The sequence below is a fragment of the Oligosphaera ethanolica genome, from assembly GCF_030814695.1.
GTDB classification, from domain to species: domain Bacteria; phylum Verrucomicrobiota; class Lentisphaeria; order Oligosphaerales; family Oligosphaeraceae; genus Oligosphaera; species Oligosphaera ethanolica.
Window position 1 is genome coordinate 404,856 of record NZ_JAUSVL010000001.1, and the last position, 22,848, is coordinate 427,703.

12 protein-coding genes are annotated in these 22,848 nt (G+C 62.4%); 6 read left to right on the top strand and 6 right to left on the bottom strand.

Annotated features, from left to right (window positions below; genetic code table 11):
* Positions 1-154: 154 nt before the first annotated feature.
* The 3 genes from J3R75_RS01410 to J3R75_RS01420 are packed head-to-tail and all read right to left on the bottom strand — an operon-like array spanning position 155 to position 4,276.
* A complete protein-coding gene (locus J3R75_RS01410; RefSeq protein ID WP_307259456.1) occupies positions 155-1,399 on the bottom strand; it encodes a tyrosine-type recombinase/integrase in 1,245 nt (414 codons plus the stop codon).
* Positions 1,400-1,412: 13 nt separating this feature from the next.
* Positions 1,413-3,371 (bottom strand): vWA domain-containing protein, encoded by a 1,959-nt coding sequence (locus tag J3R75_RS01415; protein WP_307259458.1) that lies wholly within the window; start codon positions 3,369-3,371, stop codon positions 1,413-1,415.
* Positions 3,371-4,276, bottom strand: coding sequence for a DUF58 domain-containing protein (locus tag J3R75_RS01420; protein WP_307259460.1), 906 nt, complete (start codon positions 4,274-4,276; stop codon positions 3,371-3,373). Before J3R75_RS01420 ends, J3R75_RS01415 begins: the two co-directional genes overlap by 1 nt.
* A 470-nt stretch (positions 4,277-4,746) precedes the next feature.
* On the opposite strand from J3R75_RS01420, the gene J3R75_RS01425 reads away from it, so the two are divergent.
* From J3R75_RS01425 to J3R75_RS01440, 4 genes are all read left to right on the top strand, one after another.
* Entirely contained in the window at positions 4,747-5,415 is a 669-nt protein-coding gene (locus tag J3R75_RS01425; RefSeq protein WP_307259462.1) for a type II secretion system protein, read from the top strand.
* Between the two features lie 174 nt (positions 5,416-5,589).
* Entirely contained in the window at positions 5,590-8,208 is a 2,619-nt protein-coding gene (locus J3R75_RS01430; RefSeq protein ID WP_307259464.1) for a beta-galactosidase, read from the top strand.
* A gap of 75 nt (positions 8,209-8,283) precedes the next feature.
* On the top strand, positions 8,284-11,493 hold the full coding sequence (locus tag J3R75_RS01435) for a LamG-like jellyroll fold domain-containing protein (RefSeq protein ID WP_307259466.1): 3,210 nt from the start codon (positions 8,284-8,286) through the stop codon (positions 11,491-11,493).
* A gap of 65 nt (positions 11,494-11,558) precedes the next feature.
* Positions 11,559-11,786, top strand: coding sequence for a hypothetical protein (locus tag J3R75_RS01440; protein ID WP_307259468.1), 228 nt, complete (start codon positions 11,559-11,561; stop codon positions 11,784-11,786).
* Positions 11,787-12,050: 264 nt separating this feature from the next.
* On the opposite strand, the gene J3R75_RS01445 is transcribed toward J3R75_RS01440, so the two are convergent.
* Together J3R75_RS01445 and J3R75_RS01450 are read right to left on the bottom strand one after the other, a co-directional pair.
* A complete protein-coding gene (locus tag J3R75_RS01445) occupies positions 12,051-13,142 on the bottom strand; it encodes a glycoside hydrolase family 5 protein (protein ID WP_307259470.1) in 1,092 nt (363 codons plus the stop codon).
* A gap of 124 nt (positions 13,143-13,266) precedes the next feature.
* Positions 13,267-17,169 carry a LamG-like jellyroll fold domain-containing protein gene (locus J3R75_RS01450; protein WP_307259472.1) on the bottom strand — a complete coding sequence of 1,301 codons (3,903 nt, stop codon included), beginning with the start codon at positions 17,167-17,169 and terminating at the stop codon, positions 13,267-13,269.
* Positions 17,170-17,686: 517 nt separating this feature from the next.
* Between J3R75_RS01450 and J3R75_RS01455 the strand changes: the two genes are divergently transcribed.
* Positions 17,687-18,496, top strand: coding sequence for a sugar-binding protein (locus tag J3R75_RS01455; protein WP_307259474.1), 810 nt, complete (start codon positions 17,687-17,689; stop codon positions 18,494-18,496).
* Positions 18,497-18,565: 69 nt separating this feature from the next.
* Here the strand turns inward: J3R75_RS01455 and J3R75_RS01460 are convergent, their stop codons facing one another.
* Entirely contained in the window at positions 18,566-21,655 is a 3,090-nt protein-coding gene (locus tag J3R75_RS01460) for a glycoside hydrolase family 2 protein (protein WP_307259476.1), read from the bottom strand.
* A gap of 371 nt (positions 21,656-22,026) precedes the next feature.
* On the opposite strand from J3R75_RS01460, the gene J3R75_RS01465 reads away from it, so the two are divergent.
* Positions 22,027-22,752 carry a DUF1559 family PulG-like putative transporter gene (locus J3R75_RS01465; RefSeq protein WP_307259478.1) on the top strand — a complete coding sequence of 242 codons (726 nt, stop codon included), beginning with the start codon at positions 22,027-22,029 and terminating at the stop codon, positions 22,750-22,752.
* Positions 22,753-22,848: the final 96 nt, after the last annotated feature.

Below are 22,848 nucleotides of genomic sequence, written 5' to 3' on the forward strand. Positions count from 1 at the left end.
GACGTCTTCCTTGTCTTGTTCCTTGAGCCCTACGCGGTGTTTATTAGGTCGCCGCTTTGGCGCTGAAAACAAAAGACTGCGGGAAAGACTGTAATTGCAGCGTAAACGGCTGGGATTAATAAGTGAGGCATTCCTCGCGTATTGCATGGCGCCATCATGCCTTCGGGTGGGCCTTGGCATAGACCTCCTGCAGACGGCCGATGTCGATATGCGTATAAATCTGCGTACTAGTCAGATTGGCGTGACCAAGCATTTCCTGGACGACGCGCAGGTCTGCGCCAGCCGCGAGCATGTGCGTAGCAAAGGAATGGCGCAGCTTGTGCGGCGTGCTGTCCACCGGCAAGCCCGCCGACAGAATGTACACCTTGTACATGCGTTCCACCGAGCGCGTGGTCAGGCGCTTGCCGTGCTGATTGAGGAAAACCGGCCCGGGATCGCGCCGCCCCGCCAGGCCGCGTTCCTCGCGCACCCGCAGGTAGTCCCGGAGGGCCTTCGCCGCCGGCCGGCCCAGCATGCAGAGGCGCTCCTTGTGGCCCTTTCCCCGCACTTTGAACACCGAGCCAAGAAAGTCGATGTCAGCACCGTCAATGCCGACCGCTTCGCTAACACGCAAGCCGGCGCTGTAGATCACCTCCAGCAACGCCGCATCACGCGTCGCGGAAAACTCCGCGTCGCTGCGTAGATCACTGCGGGTGGCCACCTGGCCGGCCCAGTACGCAGCGGGCGCATCGAGGAGTTTGCTGACCTCAGCCACATCCAGTACGGTCGGCAAGCGCCGAGCGGTCTTGCCGCGCCGCACTTGCCGGAAGGGGCTGCTGCTGACCACACCCTCGCGCAACAAAAAGCGGTAGAAGGAGCGCAGACTGGCCACCTTGCGATTGACGCTGCTGTGCTGCAGACCCGCCGCCGCCAGACTCATCGCAAAACGGCGTGCCGTCGCCGCCGTCAGCTTCGACCAGCAGCACTGGCCATCGGCAACCAGCAATGGCGTCATCTGTACACATTGAGCCAAGTCAAGAAAATAGTTCTTCGCCGTGTGCTCGGAGCACTGCCGTTCCTGGCGAAGATATAGCATGAAACCACGCACGCGATCGTCGCGGCCAATCAGCTCACGACCCACCCGCAAATCCACCGCGTCGCCACAACCCGCCGCTACCGCAGAGGCCTCGCCACTGGTATTGCCAGAAGCAGCACGGGTGGATGAATTGCCATCGCCAGTGGCAGACCGGGCCGAGGAAGCGCTGGCAGCAGAACTGTCGCCGGCCAGAGGCATATTCACTGGAGGCGTCGAACCCGGCTGCGCATCGGCGGCGGCAGCGCCGTCGCCGTTGCTTTCCGGCACGTCGCCACGTTGTGTCTGCCCATGGCGGGAGCTGTTCTGGTCGGTCTTGTCCCACATGGCAACGGCGCTCCTAGACTTTCAAGGCAGTCCGCAACAGCAGCTCGACGAGCATGACGGCGGCCATGACGATGGCAAGCCAGCGCCAGAGCGCCAACGGCTGCCGGGCAGGCATCCCGCCGCTGCCGGGCGTTGCACGCCCAACGCCGGCCGCATCGGCGCTATCGCGTTGCAGCGCCGTGCGCACGTCAGCCGCATAGCGCCGTTCCGTCATGGACTCGCGCACCGGCGCATTGATTTCCAGCGGCCAGTCGCCGAGGCGATGCAGGCCAGGAACGCTACTATCAATGGGACGCGATGAGGCGATGGCCTCACCCAGAAGTGTCGTCAGCTGTGGCAGGGCGTCGCCACAGCTCAACCGGAGCACGCCGTAATCTGCCGGAACCGCGCTGAGGCAGAGTTCGCGCAATAGCGGCAGGAACGAATTGCTCAAGGCGATGTCGCTCCAGGACGGACTGAAGCCCATGGCAAAGACGTAAAGCCTGCCGGCGCCCACGTTTTTCTCCTGCAGCAGCGGCTGCTCTGCCAGAGAACTGATGACAGTCTGCGCCGAGGGGTCAGGCACCAGGCGGTGGTGGCGGAAGATGACGAAGGTGTAGAGGTCGCTTTCTTCGCCCGCCGCAAAGAGCTCGCCGAGCACGCTGTCGGGCTCGACCTTGCCGATGCCCAGGCCCTCGCCATTGATCATGCCCTGCAGCTGGCCGGAATATAACGACGTTTGGCGCAGCGCGCGCATGGCAAGAGCCGGCGAACGCCCTGGTGTGGCCATGGCGACGCCACCGCGCTCCAGGAAGGCCCGCAAGTTATCTACGTCGTCAACCGTCAGCATCTCCACGGAGCCCAGGAGGAAAATGACCTGCACGGCCTTGAAATCCACGCCGAAGAGCAGATCGGTCGTGACGGTCTCGACCTCGAAGCGGGCCAGCCCGTCGTCCTGCTCGGCGAGCATGGCCTGGCGCACGAAGAAATCGTCCAGTCGGCTGTCGGCGCTGTCGTCGGGTGGGAGAACGACCAGTGCCTTGGCTGGCGGTGTGCGGCCGACCCAGAACAGATAGCGATCATCGAGCTCGTAGCCATCGGCGTCGAGCTCGGCGACAGCCTGGCTGCCTTCCGGTGCCGCACTAAAGACCACTGGCACCCGCTGACTCCGCAGCGGCGGCACGTCCAGTTCCTTGGTTTGGCGTTCCTGGCCGACTCGGACCGTCAAGGTCCGCTTCAATGTCACATTGCTGAAATTACGCACGGTCACCAAAAAGCGGCTGCTCCCATTGGGCAGTTCTACGCCACGAACCATGGTCACGCCGGCGTTCTCGACCCCATCGCGGCCGACATCAAGCATGTGCAACCCAACCTCACTAGGCACGAGGTCGTAGACCCGGGACCAGTCGCCCTGCTGAAAATCGCTGACGATGTAGAGGCGCCCCGTCGATGCACCCGCAAGCAAGGCCACGGCCCGCCGCAAGGCTGGGTCGGGATTGCCGGGCAACGCCGTCACTGACCACGCAGCCATGGCGGCATCATGCGCGCCGGGTGCGGTCGCCAAAGGGTCCTCGCGCAGAACGCCCTGCGCATAACTCATGAATGAAACCTGCCAGCCCGACAAATCCGCCAGGGCCTCAGTCACGAGTTCTCGGCCTCGCGGCAGTTTGTCCCAGCCGCCCATGCTGGCGGAGCTGTCCAACACGAAAACCGCGTGGCGCGCAGCGTTGTCCGGCACCGGCTCGGCCTCGGCCTGCCAGCGTGGCCGGGCCAGCAGCAGCACCGCCGCCGCCAGCAGCAGCAATCGCAGCAGCAAGAGCAGCAGGTCGCGAAGGCGCCGCCGGCCCTCCCGCGGCAACTGCGAACGCCGCAAAAAACGGATGCTGGGAAAGACCAGCTGTCGTGGCCGCCGGCGATTGAGCAAATGCAGCACCAGCGGACCAGCCAAGGCCAGCAGCCCCCACAATAACCACGGGTAGGCAAACGTCAGCATCAGAGCAACGCCTCCCGCCGATGCAGATAGGCACCGAGCACATCCGCGAGATTTTCGTCCGTGGCCGTCAACAAATAATCCGTGTTGTTATTAAGGCAGTCCTGGCGGATACCGGCCATGAATGCCTGCATGCGCTCCTGATAATCAGCGCAGACTTCCCCCGGCGCCGTCGTGATCTCGTCGCCATTCTCGCTGTCCACAAACCGCAGGGTGTCAGCAAAAGGCAGATCAATTTCATCGCGATCGAGAACCTGGCAGACCAGGCAATCGCGATGCGCCGCCCGTAAACGGCGGACTTGCCGGGCAAGACCGTCGTCCGCACCGTGGAAATCCGAGAACCAGACCAGCAGACCGCGCCGGCCGAGGAATTCTTCGACCTGGACCAGCGCGGCATCGTGGTAGGCCACACCAGCTGGTTTCACCCGCGACAGTTGCTCCGTCACCCGGCGCAATTGCCCTTCGCGCTGACCTCGGGCCGTGGCGTAAAGCATGTCGTCAGCGTAAACGAAGAGCCCGAGCCGGTCGCCCTGGCGCTGGGCGAGGTACGCAAAGCAGGCCGCGACCATCGCCGCATAGCGATACTTGCTGCAGACGGCGTCTTTTCCCCGATAGGCCATCGATGCGCTCGCGTCAATCAGCAACGCGCAACGCATGGTGGTCTCTTCCTGGAAGACTTTCGTATAAAGCTTGCCACGACGGGCATAGAGCTTCCAGTCAATGTACTTCGGGTCGTCACCAGAACTATAGCCGCGATACTGCACAAACTCGCTGCCGTAGCCCTTCGCCGTACTGCGATGCAAACCCGACATGTAGCCATCTACCGCCAGACGGGACAACAAACCGTAATCCGCGATGCGGGACAACAGCGCCGGCGACAATAATTCACTCAGGGGGGCGTCAGGCATGAATGCGTGGTTTCCATACAGAGGATGAGGAGCGAAAATGAAAAGAAAAACGTAACCGTTCTTCCCCGGAAATCAATTACTCTCACGCGAAGACGCGAAGATGGTTTGAGCTCACGCGAAGGGCCGGGCGGCCAGTGCCGCGCGGGTATTTGTTACTCACGCGAAGACGCCAAGACGCGAAGATGGTTTGAGCTCACGCGAAGGGCCGGGCGGCCAGTGCCGGGCGGCTTGCCGCGCGGGTATTTTTTCCTCACGCGAAGACGCCAAGGCGCGAAGAAGAGTGTCGCAAGCCTTCGCGAGCCGATCGCCGCGCCGTTCGTGTTTATTTCTTCACCAAAATCCTTGCAATAGCTGCGAATGTTTTGTATACTGAAGGTATTCTGTCATGACGTCATGCGCCCAGTATTTTTCATCATGGCCCCGTTAGGAAGAATTTACGATCCCGCCCCCCCCAAATGGAGGAGACACTCATGCACGCCTCACGTCGCCAGCCATCGCTAGTCATGTTTACGCTCATTGAGCTGCTGGTCGTCATTGCCATCATCGCCATTCTCGCGGCGATGCTTTTGCCGGCATTGAGCAAGGCGCGGGAGAAAGCGCGAGCCATCTCCTGCGCGAGCAACGCCAAACAGATCGCCCTCGGCGTCGGCATGTATCTGAATGACAACAACGACTATTTTGCCCCGACCTTCTGGGGCGACAGTGCCTGGCAGCCCCTGCCCTACGCCTACAAGTCACTCTATGCGGATTACGTCGGCAACAACACCACCTGGAAGTGCCCAAGCCGGCCGTCAAGCAACACCGGTGAGCTCAACATTTCCAGCCCATGGACGAGCTTGGCCTACACTCACTACGGCTACAACAACAGCTACCTGGGCGGCAAGTCCCTGGCAATCGTCAAGGAATCGTCCAAAATCTACGTGATGCTCGAACATTTTGCCTATGAACGCGCCGGCCTGGATTCAATCACCCACCTCTGGCCCAATACCGGTGCCATGGGCTGGACCAATATGCGGCGAACAAATTTCACCCACGGCGGCGGCCAGCAACAAAACATCAGCCATGTTGATGGCCATGTGGCCAGTTACCGCGTCGGCTCCGTCGTCCCCAGCTGCCTCAATCCCGGCTGGGCACCGTAACTCTTCGCCCATTCCGCAGATTTTCCTCGCCCGCCCCGGCAAAGCCAATAAGCGCTTTGCCGGGGCGTTGTTTTATGGCCCCCGCCTTGCACTGCGAAACTCGTTTGACTAGTGTATGGCCCTTCCCCTGCGACTGCCAATCCCTAGCGAAACCCAATCCCTGGAGGCTCTGCGATGAAAGTGTTGTCGTCCCTGCTCTTCGCCTGTGCTACTGCCGCTTTGGCTCTCGACGTGCGGGTTGAGCCCCGCAACGACGTCCCGCAAATCACGCTCGACGGCCAACCCGTACGGCCACGCTGGTTCTGGGGCGGCCCCACCAGCACCCATTACGAAATCAAAACTGGTAGCCAGCTGCTGGACATGCGCTACATCAGCGACGCCGACTACCAGGGCCCCGTCACCTTCCACCTGCGCTTCAAAGACTCCCCGGCGACCCTGTGGATCGAAAAAATTGCCGTCATTGACACGGTGACCGGCCAGGAGCTCCTGACGCCCTTCACTTTCGCCAAAGGCATGGACGACTTCAAGGCCGGCTGGAACTACTGGCCCACCGACGAGCAGAACACCGTCGGCAGCATCGCCGCCGAAGAGCACGACGGCAAAAACTGCTTGAAACTCACCCTGACGACTCCCCCCACCGGCGGCTCCTGGCCGGACTTCCACCTCTACAGCCGTTCGCAAAACCTAGCCTTCGTGGCAGGCAGAACCTACCAAGTGCAGGTGTGGCTCAGCGCCTCCGCCCCCAGCGAACTCAACTTCGCCGGCTACGCGCCGCCCGGACAGATCGGCAACAGTTTCACCAAGCTCCTCAGCGACGGCCAATTCCAGTCGCAGATCAAACTTGCCGCCGGCGCCGACATCGACTTCGTTTCCATGCCCGTGCCCATGCCCTGGCCAAAACCGGGCAGCGAGCCCGACTGGCGTGGACCCATCGCCGCCGTCGAACGGGTCCTGCAGGCCAACCCCAAGGCCAAACTCGTCCCCCGCTTCGGCATGGCCCCGCCGACATGGTGGATGCAAGAAAATCCCGATGAACTCATGGTCTGGAAGGACAACGCACACCAACACCGCCCCATCCACAGCGTGTCGTCGCAAAAATGGCTCCGCGAAGCCACCGAACGCATGGCCGCACTTATCGAATTCCTTGACGCCAAGTACCCCGACAACATGGCCGGTTACCACCCCTGCGGCCAGAATACTGGCGAGTGGTTCTACCAGGACAGCTGGTCACAGGACTATCACGGCTACGGCAAGGCCGAACAAGACGCCTTCCGCAACTGGATCATGAAACGCTATCCATCCGACAACGCGCTCCGCTTGGCCTGGCAGCAGCCAGCCATCAGCCGCCAGGACGTCGTCGCGCCAGAACCACAACGCCGACGCGATGCCGAACGCAACGGCATGCTCCTCACCCCTGGACTGGCTCAGGACGTCATCGACTACAATCTCTTCCTCCAGGACGCCATGACTGACGCCGTGCTGGCCATCGCCAAAACCGTCCGCAGCGCCAGTAAAGGCAAGAAACTCTCCGTGCATTTCTACGGCTACGGCTACGAATTCGCCGCCATGGCCCGCATGAGCGCCTCCGGGCACTACAAGCTGCGCGCCCTGCTGGACAGTCCGGACATCGACATTCTCTGCTCGCCCATCTCCTACACCGACCGGCAGCTCGGCGGCGCCGCCCACGCCATGTCCGCCGCGGAGTCCGTCATGCTCGCCGGCAAGCTCTGGCTCTATGAGGACGACACCTCCACCCACCTGAGCACCGGCACCCCGCCCGGCTGGAAGCAACGCGCCAATAACCAATGGGAATCCCGCCAAAAACTCGTCCGCAATACCGCACAGGAAATCTGCCGAAATTTTGCCTGCTGGTGGATGGACCTGCGCTCCGCCGGCTGGTTCAACGACCCGACCTTCTGGGAGGACATGAAGCAGCTCGCAGCCATGGACTGGCAGCTGATCCAGAATCCGCAGCCCTTCCAACCGGACATCGCTTCCGTCCTCGACGAATTCTCCGCCAACTACACCATTGACGGCGGCGGCATCACCAGACCGATGATCTACACCGACCGCGCGTCCTTCCCCCGCACCGGCAGCACCTTCGGCCAGTACCTGCTTGACGACGTCGTCGCTGGCAAGGTCTCCAGCCGCCTGCTGGTCATGCTCAATGCATGGGTGCTTGACGACGCGCAACGCCAGGCGCTGCGCCAGGCCGTCACCGGCCGCACCGTCCTGTGGTGCCACGCGCCGGGCATCATCGACCCCGTCAAGGGCTTGGACATCCAGGCCAGCGCGGCCCTCACCGGCTTCCAGCTCCAGGCGATGGCCACGCCAGACCCCTGCGTGGTCAACGCCTCCACCGCCGGCCGCGCACAGGGTCTGCCCGAAAACTGGACCAACGGCAGCAAGCCCGCTCTGCTCTTCAGCGTGGTCACCGCCCCCGGCGATGACATCCTGGCGACCTGGCCGGACGGCAGCGCCGCCGTCGTTCGCCGCGGCCAAGCCATCTTCAACGCCATGCCCGCACTGCCACCGGAACTGCTCCGCTATGCGGCCACCTGCGCCGGCATTACCAGCTATACCAGTGACGACTGCGTGCTCTTCGCCCGCGACCCCTATTTCGTCGTCCACGCCAATCACGAAGGCCCAGTCACCCTGCGCTTCCCCGATGCCCGCATCGTCACCGACGTGATGAACAATGACGTCCAGGCGACACCGGCCGCAACGTCCATCACCCTGGACCTGCGCCTCGGCGAAACTAAAGTCATCAAAGCCACGCCCGCAAAACAATAGGATCACGCGAATCGCCGCCTGTTTATCAATCCACGCCTCCGAGCTGACCTCTCCAGCCCTAGAAAAGGAGCACCCATGCGACTAGTTAGTCAACTGACCACCACCCTGCTGACCGCGCTGTCCTGCCTGCACCTCGCCGGTGCCGCCGTCATCTGGGACTTCAACCAATCCGCCACGCCCAAGGGCAGCGCCACCACGCTGCTCTCCGGCACGCCGGCCTTCGCTCAACAGGACGGCGCCACCGGCCTGGCCCCCAACACGGAGCTCAGCTGGTCCAGCGTACCCGAACTGCAAATCCAGCCCGGCATCGAAATCGCCTGCCAATTCTACCTGCATGAACTCCGCCAAGGCGTGCAAACTCTCGCCATCAAGGACGGCGAATACCTCCTCCGCGTCGATTGGGAAAAAGAAGGCGGCAATCTCTCTTTCTTTGTCAATCTCGGCGGCAGCTGGGAAACGCGCGTCCGCGGTCCAGTCATCAAAGCGCAGACCTGGTACGACGTCCGCGTCGGCTGGACGGGCCAGGCTCTCAACATGACCGTCAACGGCGAGTCATTCCACGGCAACCGTCTGGGAACCTATACCACGACGGATAACCCGCTCGTCATCGGCCCCGTCGCCGGCGTCATCGACGCCATCGCCATCCGCAATCCCGCCATCGAACGCCTGGACGTCCTCAGCAGCAGCGTCGAGCAGGATGACGACACGCCGTTCAGCGCCGGCAGCCGCTGGGACATCCTGCTGCCCTGGACCTGGGGCAAGGACCACGACTCGAACACCCTCGCCATCGGCGGGGACAAGCTCTGGAACCCCTGGCAGGCCAAAAACGGCATGAACGCCAGCTTCCACCGGGATCGCGTCAGCTGCCAGCCGTCGTCACCCGGCGCCATGCTGGTCAGCCCGTCGCTGAACGTCCCCATTGCCGCCATGCCCTACCTCTGCCTGGATTTCACCGAAGCCGTCGCCGGCCAAATCGGCTATCTGGACTTCATCAGCGACGCCGGCCGCGGCACCATCAGCTTTGAAGTGGCCAGTCCCGGCACGCCGACCATTATCACGGGCATTCAATCACAGGCATGGACGGGCAGCATCCGCCGCCTGGCGCTGTCCTTTGCCGATCCCAACCCAGTCGTTCTCACGCAGGCGACGCTTGCCGACCGGCCCATCGGTAGCCCGTCGCTATATATCCGCAGCCTGGTTCCTGGCCGCGCCAAACTCCGCCCGGGACGCCAAGAAAGCGTCGTCCTCGGCCTGCAGAATGTCGGCGGCGAAGCCGAAGATATTGCGGTCACCCTGCGTGTTCCCCGCGGCATCAAACTCATCGGCAAGGCCAAACAGACCATACCCTATCTGGGCATGGACGACTTTGACATGGCCACCTGGCACTTCGTCGCCAAGAAACCCGGCAGCTACACCGCCACGCTTACCGCCAAAACCAACAAGGCCAGCAGCAGCCAGGACATCACTCTGCTCGTCGAGCCCATGCCCGACCTGCCACCACAGGACTACGTGCCTACGCCCATCCCCGCCAAGACCGACTATATCAATCTCATGCACTACTGCGCCCTCTGGAAGGAAGGCACCCACTACGGCTGGAAACGCATCGAGCCCTATCCAGAACGCCGACCGGCCATCGGCTGGTACGACGAAGGCACCCCCGAGGTCGCCGACTGGCATATCAAATACGCCCTCGAACACGGCATCAACGGCTTTATCTACTGCTGGTACCGCGCCACCTACGAACCAGAAATCACCCATAGCCTCGGCCATGCTATCCACGAAGGTCTCTTCAACGCCAAATACCGGGATATGTTCAATTTCACCATCATGTGGGAAAATGGCTGCGCCAAAGGCGTCAAGGACGAGGCCGACCTGCTCGACAATGTCCTGCCCTTCTGGATCAAAAACTACTTCACCCACCCATCTTACCTCAAAATCGACAACCAGCCCGTGCTCTTCGTCTGGCAGCCCAAGCCACTGATCGAACAACTCGGCGGCACCGAAAAAACCAAAATCGCTTTTGACAAAATGCGCGAGCAGTGCCGGCAGCACGGCTTCACCGGCCTGCGCATCATCGCCTGCATGCCCACCGCCAACCAGGCCCACGGCAAGCTCATCGCCGAAAGTGGCTGGGACGCCCTCACCGGCTACAACCTCCAGCCATCCGGCGTGCCCATCGCCGGCTACGACCCCGCCGGCCTCGCCTACAAGGACCACGCCGAAGTCCTCAGCCGCTATAAGCAGACTTGGATTGACCGCGATGCCACCACCGGCGACCTGCCCGACATCCCAAACGTCGTCATGGGCCGCGATGACCGCGCCTGGGGCCGCATCAAACGCGGCAAAGGACTCTATATCGCCAACCCACAAGCCGACAATTTTGCAGCCGCCTGCCGCGATGCCAAGGAACTCGTCGACGCCAAGCCCGCCGGCCGCTGGGACAGCAAAATGGTCGTCTTCGACAACTGGACCGAATTCGGCGAAGGCCATTACATCGAACCCACTACCGGCACCGGCTTCAGTTTCGTCAACGCTATCAAGAAGGTCTTCTGCGACAGCTGGGCCGACGAAAGCATCACCGACGTCATCCCCGAGGACCTCGGCATGGACCCGCCACAACGGCGCTATGAAGCCGTCCGCGCCAGCTACGGCAAGCGCATGCCATGGCAGCCCCTGCGCATCCGTGGCGACCTCATCGCCCACTGGGAGTTCGACAGCGAAGACAATGGTGTCTTCCCCGACTCATCCATCAATGGCTGCGATCTCAAAGCCGACGGCGTCAGCCTCGCCCCCGGCCGCAAAGGCCAGGCGTTGCTCTGCGGCACCGGCGGCGCCAGCTTCGAAGCGCCACAGGCATTCTTCCACCCCGGCGGCATCAGCATCGCCCTGTGGTGCAATCCCTCCGAACCCGACCAAGGCAACCGCTGGATGATCAATACCGCCGGCACCACCCACGGCTACCGCATCGGCCTCGGCAGCGGCAAGATTGCCTGGCAGATTCCCCGCGAACCCTGGAGCCACAGCCTGCACGACCCGCAGCCCCTCCCCGTCGGCCAGTGGACGCACGTCGCCGCCACCTTCGACAACCAGACCATGCGCCTCTACATCAATGGCAAGGAAGTCGCAACCCGCGAACGACAGGGTTTCATCCGCCCCGGCGGCGAATTCGTTGTCGGCGGCTATAGCACCAACGCAGACCGCTATGCTTTCCAAGGGCTGCTCGATGACGTCAGCGTCTATAGACGCGTCCTTAGCGCCGACGAAATCGCCAATCTCGCCAAATAACCCAAACATCCGCCCGCACGACAATGCCGCGCGGGCGGCAGAACCTGGCGCAGGCCCAAGACCCGGTGGACCCGGTGGACCCGGTGGACCCGGTGGACCCGGTGGACCCGGTGGACCCGGTGGACCCGGTGGACCCGGTGGACCCGGTGGACCCGGTGGACCCGGTGGACCCGGTGTGTTGCCTGCCACGATACATGGCCGCGATTCTGCCAACCACGATGGCCGGAAATACGTTCTTTCGTACCTCGCCACCGGCCGGCATGCACCTCGCCGCAAAGCGGCAGAAGCGCTGAAGGCGCGAAACATACCAGCCCAGGGCAAGCGGCGCTGAAAGCGCGCGCCGCCCTGGGGAACCCACCCTTTATGGCCGTGTTCCTCGGCCCATTCGGCTCCAGTCGGCGCAGCTGACTGGGGCCGAATGGGCAATGGAACCCACCTTTCTGGCTTGCACTGGCGTCCCCCTTCAGGGTGCCAGGATGTGGAGGAAACGCCCCAATGGTTGCGCCTGTGCGCCCTGTGCGCCCTGTGCTTTCTTTCGCAAGCCTGCACCGTCCCCTTTATGGGCCTTTCCCCTGGATGATATCCAACAGCCGTGGTGACAGGATTTGCCGCCGGTCGTCATCAACGAGGCTGAAGCGGTTGCCGTCATTGGGCGTGCTGAGGTAATTCCACACGCAGTAGGGGATGTCGTGCTCCTTGAGTAGCGAAATAACGTCGCCCATCCAGTTTTCGCGGTACGCCGTACGGCAATGGCGAATGGTGCCGAACTCGCCGCACCAGAGTATCTTGTCCGGATGCGCGGCCGCAAAGTCGAATGCCGGCTGTAGACTGCCCCGCATCCACGCCTTGTCCATACGTTCCACGCCCGGGTAGGCTTTGTCATTGCCATTGACAAAGCGTTCGAAATCCCGGTACGGCTCGATGGCGGACGGATAGGCCATCTTGCGATTGTAATACAGCGGCCCCGCCTGGAGCACGCCCTGCTGATGCGTGAAGGCAAAGGGCGCGTAAGTGTGGAAGGTATAGATGATCGCATCGTCGTCATAGAGCCGCAGGTGCTTGAGCGTGTCCGCGCTGTTCCAGCAGGTGCTGCCAATGACGATCTTACGCGTTGGATTCGCTGCGCGCAACGCCGCCACCGCCCGCCCGGCGAGGTCGTTCCACTGCTCGGGATTGACATTGCGCACTTCGTTGAGCAACTCGAACGCCACCGCCGGCTTGTGATGGTAGCGCCGTTCAAATTCGAGCCACAACGCAATGAAGCGATCCTGCAGGCCCTGGTCGTCCAGAAGCTGCACCGGCTCCTGAATATCGCAGTAATTGCCGACGGCCTTGTGCAGATTGAGCACCACATTCACGCCTGCGCGCTCGCACCACTCAACAAAGGCGTCAATGAGCGCAAAGGTCCGCTCGCGATAGCTGCCGGGCTGTTCTTCCAACACAATCTGGTCGAAGCCCAGGCGTATGTGGTCCATGCCGAAGGACGCGATGTTGCGCACGTCATCTTCGCCAATGTAGGTCTCAAAATGCTCGAAATCACCCGGCGACAGCGGCCCGCGCCATTTGTCCGGCAACACATTGAAGCGCTTGTAGTTGGTCAGCCAGCCGCCAATACCCATGCCATGCTCAAAGCCCGTGAATGCTTTCATGTCGCCTTGCTTTCCTGTTTTATTTCTTTTTCGCGGACCGATCAGACCGATCGGACCGATCGGACCGATCAGACCGATCAGACGACGATCAGTCAGATCCGTCGGATCCGTCCGATCCGTCGGATCAGTCGTCCAGTTGTGGTCCCAGCGCCTGCAGTTCCAAGTCGTCGAGCAGGAAAGTCGTTGGGAAGATCACGCCTTTGTAGCTGTTACTGCGCAAGATCAAACGCAGCGCGTTATTTTCCGGCACGGGCTCGCCGGGCAACCATGGCGGGACCGTGATGACCACCTGCAGCTGCTGCCACTCCGTACTCAAGGTCGGATTCAGGCGGTAGTTCCAATGCGCGCCGCTACCATGTTCCAAGCGCAGCATGAATGGCGCGACCCGCGGCGCGTCCGCCCGCAGCCAAAAACGCAGCACGAAATCGTAACCGGGCGCCAGCGCTGGCGTCAACTCCGTCGCCAACGACACGTAGTCCTTGTTGCCCGCCGCCAAGGCTAGGCAACGCGACCCTCCGCGACCAACGCCTTCTCGCAGCACAAAGAGCTCGCTGCCACGCTCGTTCATACTGAAGCCCCGCGACGCCAAGTCTGCCGCGCCGTCCTGGTCATCAAAATTAAGCCTGGCAACCACCGCGCCCGCCGCTGGCTCCTGTGTCGCCGCTGGCAGCACCAGCGCGTGCTCCGGCGCGGCGCTGGCCGGCTGCGCTACGCGCGTGGCCCGCTCGCTTTCCAGCAATCGCCACGCCTGGTAGTAACGCCTGGCCTGCAGATGGCCATCAATGTCAGCAATCAGCTGCTGATGCGCCTGGCGGCTTTCCTCCAGCCAGCCGGCTTGATTGGATGCGTTGTCCTCGCGCAGCTTGGCCAGCCCCGCACTGAGCCCCGCCAAAACGTCTGCCGGTACGTCCACCTCGACGGCTGTCAGCGCCGCGCCGTGGGCCGCCCGGAAAGTCCGCAACTCGTAGGGCCGCAGTTCCAGGCGCAGGACGCCATCCGCCGCGGCAATGCTCTCGCCCGTCACCAGGTCAAGCACCGACGTGGCGCCCTTCAGCGTCAGGCTGACAGCCAGCGGGCAGTACATCGCGTTGACGGCATAGACGTAATGGCCGTCCTTGCCGGCGTATTCGCGCACGGCGGCGGGCTCGGTCGGCGTCGCCGTCCAGCTCGTGAAGGGCCGCGCTGGCAAAGTCCGATAAGCGCGACCGAATTCGCGCGATTCCCAGATGCTGGCCTGCGCTTCCACTGAGCAGGCGCCGCGACTCAGCGCCTGCGCGTCCTGCAAAAACAGCGACCACGCCGAGCGTTCGAGGTAATAGCGGCCGCCGCCATTGGCGGTGCCGGCCGACCAGCCGTCCTCCCACCAAGCGCCATCAACCGGCACCTTCTCCCAGCTGTGCTCGTAGTAGTGATTGAAGGGATAGGCGCCCGAAGGAATCTCCCGGAAGGGCCGCGCGTTGTCCCAACTCGATGCGTTGTCGCGCGACGTGCGGGCTTCCGGGCGGTCCCAGTAGCGCCGCATGGCATCCCGCGTCTGCCGTTTGAGCAGCACGCCCGGAATCGACGCCAATAGCCTCAGGTCCACACCGCGTTCACGCCACTCCTCCTCGACCGTACTGCGGCCATGCAGCAGCTTGCGGTAGAAGGGAAATTCGTTGGGCGACGGCCAGGCTTCCTGCAAAAGCGGTATGAGCACCTGCGCGTCCGGATTCGTCCGCCGCGCCAGCGCCGCAATTTGCCGAACATAGTCGGCGATCTTCTGACAGCGCCAGTCCAGCCACGCATCGCGGTGCTCGCTCAACAGAAAGCGGTAGCGTTTGTAGAAACGCTCCGGATCATTGTCGGCTCCCGGCACGGCAATGCCGGTGTCCTGCGTGAACTGCCGGATGGTCGTGTCACCATAGCCATGACGGGCGCTGATGAAACAGAAGGGGATCTGCCGGTGCGGCCAAAAGCACAGCTGAATGCCGGCGTAGGACGAACGCGTCTCGCAACGCGCCACTATGCCCTCGATAATCTCCAAGGTCTGCTGCTGAACCCGCGGATGCAGGGGATTGAGGGTGCTGTCGCCACGACTATAGCGCGGTATCACGCCGTCATAGGGAACCTGGAAATAGGTATCCTGCCCCGCCGCAATCGCCAACGGGTCGTCGCAGTTCTCGGCAACCAGCGTCGGCGTCGAATGAAAATTGAGCGCGGGATAGCATGTCAAACCGGCTCCGGCAAAGCGGTCCATCAGCAACTCCAACCAGCCCTCGGGATGCTGCTCCAGGCGATTGCCCAGGCCCGTTGTTTTGGGATGCCGGCACATCGGCCCGAAGTAAAAGGTCGCCGGATACACCAGGGTGTCCATGCCGGCAAAGCCCATGTAGGCAATCAGCCGATCAGTAAGGTTTTCAAAACGCGCGAGCGTGAACTCCGGCACACGGTCAAAGCCGAAATTGCTGGCCAAGGACGCGTCTTCCCACTCAATGGCCATCATCCGCCCGGGCTCACCCGCCGGCTCATTCACCCGCAAGGCCGGTACGCCGGCATTGCCGCCGACAATGCGCTCGACCGTGATGTCCAGCACGGCCGCCGGCTGGTCCGCAAACCAGCTACAGAACATCAACGCGTTGCGTTCTTCCATCGGCCACCACAGATATCGCGCCGTCTGCACCTGATGCGTGTTGGGAAATTCGTTGCCCACGGACCAGCCGGCCTGCAACGTAAAGCCCGTCTTCTTCTTCTCGTTGCGCACCTGCACGAAGACACACCGCGCGCGGTCATCGGGATAGCGCACCGTCACCAAATGCGGCTCCTGTACGGCTTTGACGTTGACCGTGTACACCAGCCGCGACCACTTCTCCAAGGACGCCTCGCGATAGCGCCCCAGCGGACTGTCAACCAGCCGCGATTCGCCACGCGCCATAAAGCGCCCCGGCGGCAGCTCCTGGCTGCAGTCGATGTAGTCCACCCGCTCCAGCTGCGGCTGCGGTTCCGGCGCGATCACCCGCGCAGGCGCTGGCGTCGGCAAATACAGCGGCAGGCGATTGTCGAAACGCGCATCATCGCCGCTGCGGATGCTCAGGCTGTATTCACCTGACGCCGGCGGCGTGAAATCGATGGCAAAGGCCGTCTCGGCACCGTGCGGCATGGCCGGAGCGTCGTGGGCACCCTGGCGCAAGATTGTCCCGGCGGCGTCCCGCAGCTCCCAGGTCAATTGCTTTGCCGCGAGATCCTCTCGCCCCATGTTGGTCACCGTCGCCTGTAGACGATTGCTACCGGGCATCAGCACCTGCGGCAACACCAGCACGTGCAAGGGCCAGTAGGCCTTCACCGTAGCGGCAATCTCTTCCGCCGACAGCACCCGGTTGTAGATTCTGATCTCGTCCATGGCGATATCCGACTGCCGACTCTCGCCGAGACAGCCAATGAACATCTCGGTGGGGCTCTCCGGCTCGAATGGCAAGCGCATGGGCATGCCGCCGAAGGTCTCGCCGCCCTGCGGCAGAAACTGTCCGTCCATATACAACGACGTGACGTTCTGGCAGTCCCAAGTCACCGCCACATGATGCCAAGTGCCAGCACGCCAACTGCCATAAATTCCACTCGACAACTTCTGGCCACTCTGCTCAACCACCAGCGTGTCCGCAAAACCCACGCGCACATTGATGCCGCCGCCGCGCTGCAAAAACAAGCCAAAGAGCTGCCGCGCACTCCATTTGCTGCGCAATTCCTCCAGACGCTCCGCCGACAACACCGGCCGTTGCAGCCAGAAGCTAAGCGTGCCTTTGCTCAGGTCGAGATTGCCCGCCGTGTCGTAGGACAGCACCCCGCCAGCCGGCACTTTCACCGCCTGGCCACCTAGCCCCGGCACCAGCTCATAGCCATTGGCCCGCAACGGCGCACGCGCACCGGCGGCAGACGTCGCCTCAACACCGTCATCGAAGGTCGCGTGAAAAATCACCCCACGATCCATGGCGTCCTGCGCCTGACAACAAGCCATAACCGTCATCAGCACACACATCAACAGCCGTTCTCGCATCGTCGTTTCTCCTTTTCGCTTTCGTCACCCGGGGGGAACAACAAGGTGCTGCCGGCATCTGTAACAACATCCAAACCGCACCAAATACAATACACCGCTGACAATACAGCCGGCCGCCGCCCCATGCAAGGCACAAAGACCCTTTGTGGAACCTTCACACGCCCCTTTCCCGACCGTGGTGCGGGCGTCTCGCCCGCACCGTCGCCTGAGGTCAGCTCCTTGCACGACATCAGAGCAGCACGAGTCAAACGTTTCCCGACCGTGGTGCGGGCGTCTCTCGCGGCCGTGGTGCGGGCGTTTCTCGCGGCCGTGGTGCGGGCGTCTCGCCCGCACCGTCGCATGGGCCAAGCAGCTCACAGGACATCCGAACAGCCACCCGCAAACGTTCCCCAGCCGAACAGCGGGCACTCCACCGGCAACCGGGCGATTTGTCAGCAGCGCCGGCCGGCAATACATTCCCCGCTGACCTATCCCGCCTTGATCCACACCCTACCCAACATACCGACAGGCCCCCACCATGACACACCGTCCCTCTTTACGCCTCCTTGCCGCCGTCGCCGCGTCCGCCGGCGCTCTGCTGCTGGCGTCCTGCGCAAGCACGTCCCGCCAGCGCTTTGCGAGCGTGCCCTTCCCCGATAGCACGCCACGGCCACTCATCATCGCCGAGTACCGCCCCATCACCCTCGACGGCGATCTCGCCGACTGGGAAGGCGTTCCCTTTATCGACGTCACGCCGCAAACGGGCGTCTTCGATGGCGAATCCCAATCCACCGACTGCCCAAAAGACCTCAGCTACCGCTTCGCGCTCTGTCATGACAACGACGCGCTGTACGTCGCCGTACGCGTCGTCGACGACGTGCTCCAGCTCGACGACACCGCCGCCGGCGAAACCCACGCCAAGGCCTGGATGGACGACGCCATCGAGGTCTTCATCGACGGCAATCTCAATCGCGCCCCGCACGCCCGTAGCGCCGACCGCGCCGAATACTCCAGCGGCGGCGAATTTTCCTTGGTCGCCAATGGCGCCGCCACCAGCAACTGCACCGGCTGGCCCGACAGCTTCGGCAAGCCCGATCACTGGCAAGGCGCCACCGCCATCCACCCGCAGGCCGATGGCTCGGTCGTCCTCACCTACGAGTACCGCCTGACCTGGCGCGTCATGGGCGGCATCGCCGGCCCGGACAGCCGCATCGGTTTCACCATCGGCGTCCAGGACGACGACGACGGCGGCAACCGCGACCACGCCCTCTACTGGCAGGGCTTCTCACCCAGCTGCTGGAAAGACGAAAACGGCTGGGGCGAGGTCTTCATCAAACCCGCAAAATAAGCACACGCCGCGAAACCATGCGTGGCTACGCATGGTTTCGCGGCGTGCCCCATCATTTCTGTCGCCACGTTATTCCGCGGCTTTGACGACGAAACGCCGGCTGTCCCGGAACTGCTCCTGGCCGCCTTTGCGCGACACCAGCCGCAGCTCAAGATCGCCGGCGCGTGGCGGCGTGAAGCTGATGGGCACTTCCGTGTGAAAGCCGAGCTCAATGCGCAGAGGCAGCTCCCCTCCAGCGATCTTCTCGCCAGCCAGCAACGCCGACCACGCCACCGTCACCTGCTCGTCGCTAAAACAGTCGTTGTACACAATCAGCGTGCGGACTTCTTCGGCGCCGACTGCCAGCGCCGGCGGCGCTGGATAGGCGCCCAGCTCGTCATAGGCCTTGTCAAAAACCGCCACCGGCGCAAAAGACTTCACAATGATGTCCCACGCCGCAGCAAATTTCTCCGCCGGCCCCTCTTCGCGCAGGCCACCCGTGTAGTTGGGATTGTAGGGCCGGATGTCAAACCAGTCGGCGTAGCGATACCCACGCGTCTGCAGACCCATGCAGGCATACAACTCTGGAGAGCGGGCACGCAATGCGTCATTGGCCGGGAAGAGGAATTCGCCGATGCCCATGGGCACCTCCTGCTTGTACTCGGCCACCCAGTAGATGTCGTCACGCAAGTCGTTGCCATAGCCCGACGCCTTGCCGCCGTGATCCTCCAGATCGGCAATGGTGCGCACGTAGTGCTTATTGCAGGCCAACACCGCGCCGTAGGCCGAGCCGTCGCCGTCGAATATCACCGGCCGGGTGCCGTCATGGCTGTCAATCACCCGGGCAAATTCGGCCAACTGCGCGGGCGACAGCTGTTTGCAATTGAGCGCCTCGTTGCACGCCGACCAGATCAGCACTGACGGATGATTGCGGTCCCGGCGCACCCAGCGCGCCAAGTGCTCGCGGCACTCGGGCAACCAGCGGGGATGCGAGGGCAGTATCATCCCCCAGCTCGCATAAATACCGCTTTCGTCGATCACCATCATGCCCAGTTCATCGCAGACGTCATAGACGTGCGGCGGTGCCGGCACGGCGTGAAAACGCAAGACGTTGAAATTCGCCGCCAATGCCCGCTTGACGTGTGCCGTGAAATCCTCACGCGTGTCCAGCGGTGGCCGTGGATGATGGTAGCTCGGGCTCTCGCCACGCAAATTGCAGCGGATGCCATTGAGATAGAAATGAATGCCCTCAAACCACACTTCGCGGAATCCGAAGCGGGTGTCGGTCCAATGCAGGCGTTGGCCCTCGGGACTGCGGATAATGCTGCGCAGCTGGTAGAGCTGCGGCTGATTGGGCTGCCAGTACACCGCGTCCGTCCACGGCACTGTGATTTCAGCACGGGTGAGCATGAGACCAGGCAGGAGCACCTCCTGCTCCGGCAGCTCCAGCGCCTTCACAACGCCGTCCCAAGGCCGGACATAGCCGCCGAGAACGACCGTCGCGTCTTCGCGCTGTGTATTGAACAGCTCGTAAATAACCGTCAGGCGCTGTTCGCGAACCGACGTCTGCACGCGCACATCGGCGATATGAAGCTGCGGCCGCGATCTCAGACTCACGCTCTGAAACAGCCCCTTGCGGGCGTTCGTGCCAATGCCACGCGGCACCCAATGGCGAATGTTGCGCCAATCCTTGCTGGGCTTCGGCACACCAAAATGCGTATCGTCCTTGATCAGCACCTCCAGGTTGTTGTTCTCGGAGGGCGCCGTCACCAGTCCCGTAATGTCGAATGCCGCCGGCAGCGGCCCGACCAGCTGCGAGCCCGCGCTGCGGCCATTCACGCGTACTTCGCAGTAATCGCCAACCGCATCGAAATGGATCAGCACCCGCTGCCCCGCGAAACTCGCCGGAACGTCGAAACTGCGCCGATAGGTGCCGGCATGGACGCCGCCCATGCCTTTGACTTCCTCTAAAACCATGGGCACTGGCACGTCTTGCGCCGGCTTGTCACCCTCTGGATCGAATTCCCAGGTGCCATTGAGCGTCAGCTCAAAAGCCTCGCCCGGCGATGACGTCTGGCGCAACGCCGCCAAAATGGCCTCCTGGCGCTCGGGAGCCTTGCCCGCAGCCATCCCCGTCACCGCCAAGGCACGCCAGCCGACCAGCTCGCGTTGCAGAGTAATGCCCTTCACGGGCGACTCCGGATAGGGATTGCGCCACATGGTCAGCCACGCAGCGCGGCCATCGGGCCCGGGCGCCAGCAGCCCGTCCGGCAAATCGCGCGGGTCGTCGCCGGCAGCGCTGACCTGCTCTTCCCAGCAGATGGGCACGGTTTCCGCCTCGCGGTCGGCGTATTGCACAGTCATCGCGCCCACGCGGGTGCCCCGTTCAAGAACTTTATCTGCCGGGCCTTCAGCGCGATGCCAAAGCGCGATGGTCGACAGCCGCGCCGGCGTGATGTCTACTGGCGCCCCAAGCCGGAATGGCAGCGCCCGTAGCTCCTGCTCAGCACCGGCAGTCAACGGCACGAACATGTCGACCACGGGTTGCGTCCGCAAGGTCACTTCCACCCAAGTCTTGCGCGAGTCGTCAACAACGAACTTCCGATTGTACTCCAAGCGATAGCACTTCGCCCAGGCCGCATCGCGCTGATCCGACAGTCGCCACTCGCCATCCGCGCTACTGACCTCCACCACGAGGTCCATGGTCGGTAAATACAGCCGCGCCTGCCGCAATTTGCCCAGGCTCAGCCGCTCAATCGACCTCGGCGATACACTCTGCTCAGTCTCGGCGCTAACCATAATGCCGTCATACAGCTCCGGGCGCAACTGCAATACCCACTGCAGATTCCGCGCGTCAGCGATGTCCGCAAAATCAAATTCGTAACGCAGCGTCACCGCATTTTCAGACAGCGTGCATTTCTGCAACACCACGCCATGCTCGCCGCGATGCTCCCGCAACGTCGTCCCATCCGCCTCGGAAAGCATGTTCGTCATCTGCCAATCCCCGGGATACTGGTACAGGCCCTCCCATGCCGCGTTGGTCACCCACGGACTGCTCAGCACCAGCAAATCAACGCCATCAGCCCGCAGCTGCGGCCCCATCTCGCCCGGCCGCAATTCCACCGCCGCGCCCAAGGTCAAACTCAACAACACAACACAAGCACAGCAGGTCTTGAACATGGTATTGTCTCCAGTGATAAAAAGTGAAGAGATATTTCTTGTGCGACCAAAAGCGTCAAAGTAAGCTCGGCAGGGGCCAAAATCAATCACGAGCTCGCCCCCCCCCAATGACAGCCCTCAGCACCTGCCATCACGTCAGCCACTTACCCCAGCATCCTTAACCAGCACGGTGGCATCCAACGACACATAGGCCAACGACACGATAACTCTTGCCACTATTGCAGCACGTTTTTGCCAAGCCATTGGTCACATCAATAGATAAAAAAAATTATGTTGCATTTATTTCGAAACGTTACTATAATCTATGCAACGTTGTCTTTTCCGTTGTAATAGCCTGGCCTAGTTTGGCATTGACATGAGGAGAAAAACCAATGTTAAAACGAATCACCGCCTTTACCTTGATTGAACTGCTGGTAGTCATCGCCATCATCGCCATCCTGGCGGCAATGCTGCTGCCGGCCTTGAGCAAGGCGCGGGAAAAAGCCCGCAGCATCAGTTGCGCGTCGAATCTCAAGCAGCTGGGTTTGGGGCTCACCTTGTACTTGGACGGCAGCGACAACCGCTTCCCCCCCGGCTGTGCGCCAAATTTCGCCGGACCCAGTGTCTCCCGCCGCTGGTTCCAACTGCTCACCAAGGAATACTATGGCGATGACAATGTCCGCCAGTGCCCATCAAACACCTACAAGGTAAGCGGCTGGACCGGCAGCTACGCATGCCAGAACAACCTCAGCGGCTGGGATTCCGCCAGATCGCTGATTGCCGACGTGCCCACCCCAAGCGGCACGGTCTATTTCGTCGACACCAACTCCTGCAGTAGCACCGTGGTAGGCCTCCTCCCTGACAAGTGGTACCAGCACGTAACCGGCAACTCCGACTGGCAGTGGATGCCGCCGGGACGCCTCACCTACTCAAACGGCAATGACTACATCCAGACCTCAGGCGACTACCTCCGTCGACCCGTCGCCCGCCATAATGGCACCATCAATGTGCAGTACATAGACGGTCACGTCGAAAACCGCATCGCCGCCGATTTTGTCGGCCCCATCCCCATCGGCCACGCCTACGGCAACGAAAAAAATCACTGGGATAACAAGTGATCTAGGTTATACAGCGCTACCGAAACGCCCTTAAGACGACATTCACTTAACGCCCAGACCACCATCAGCATTCCTCCCCAGTGGCGACTGCGCACC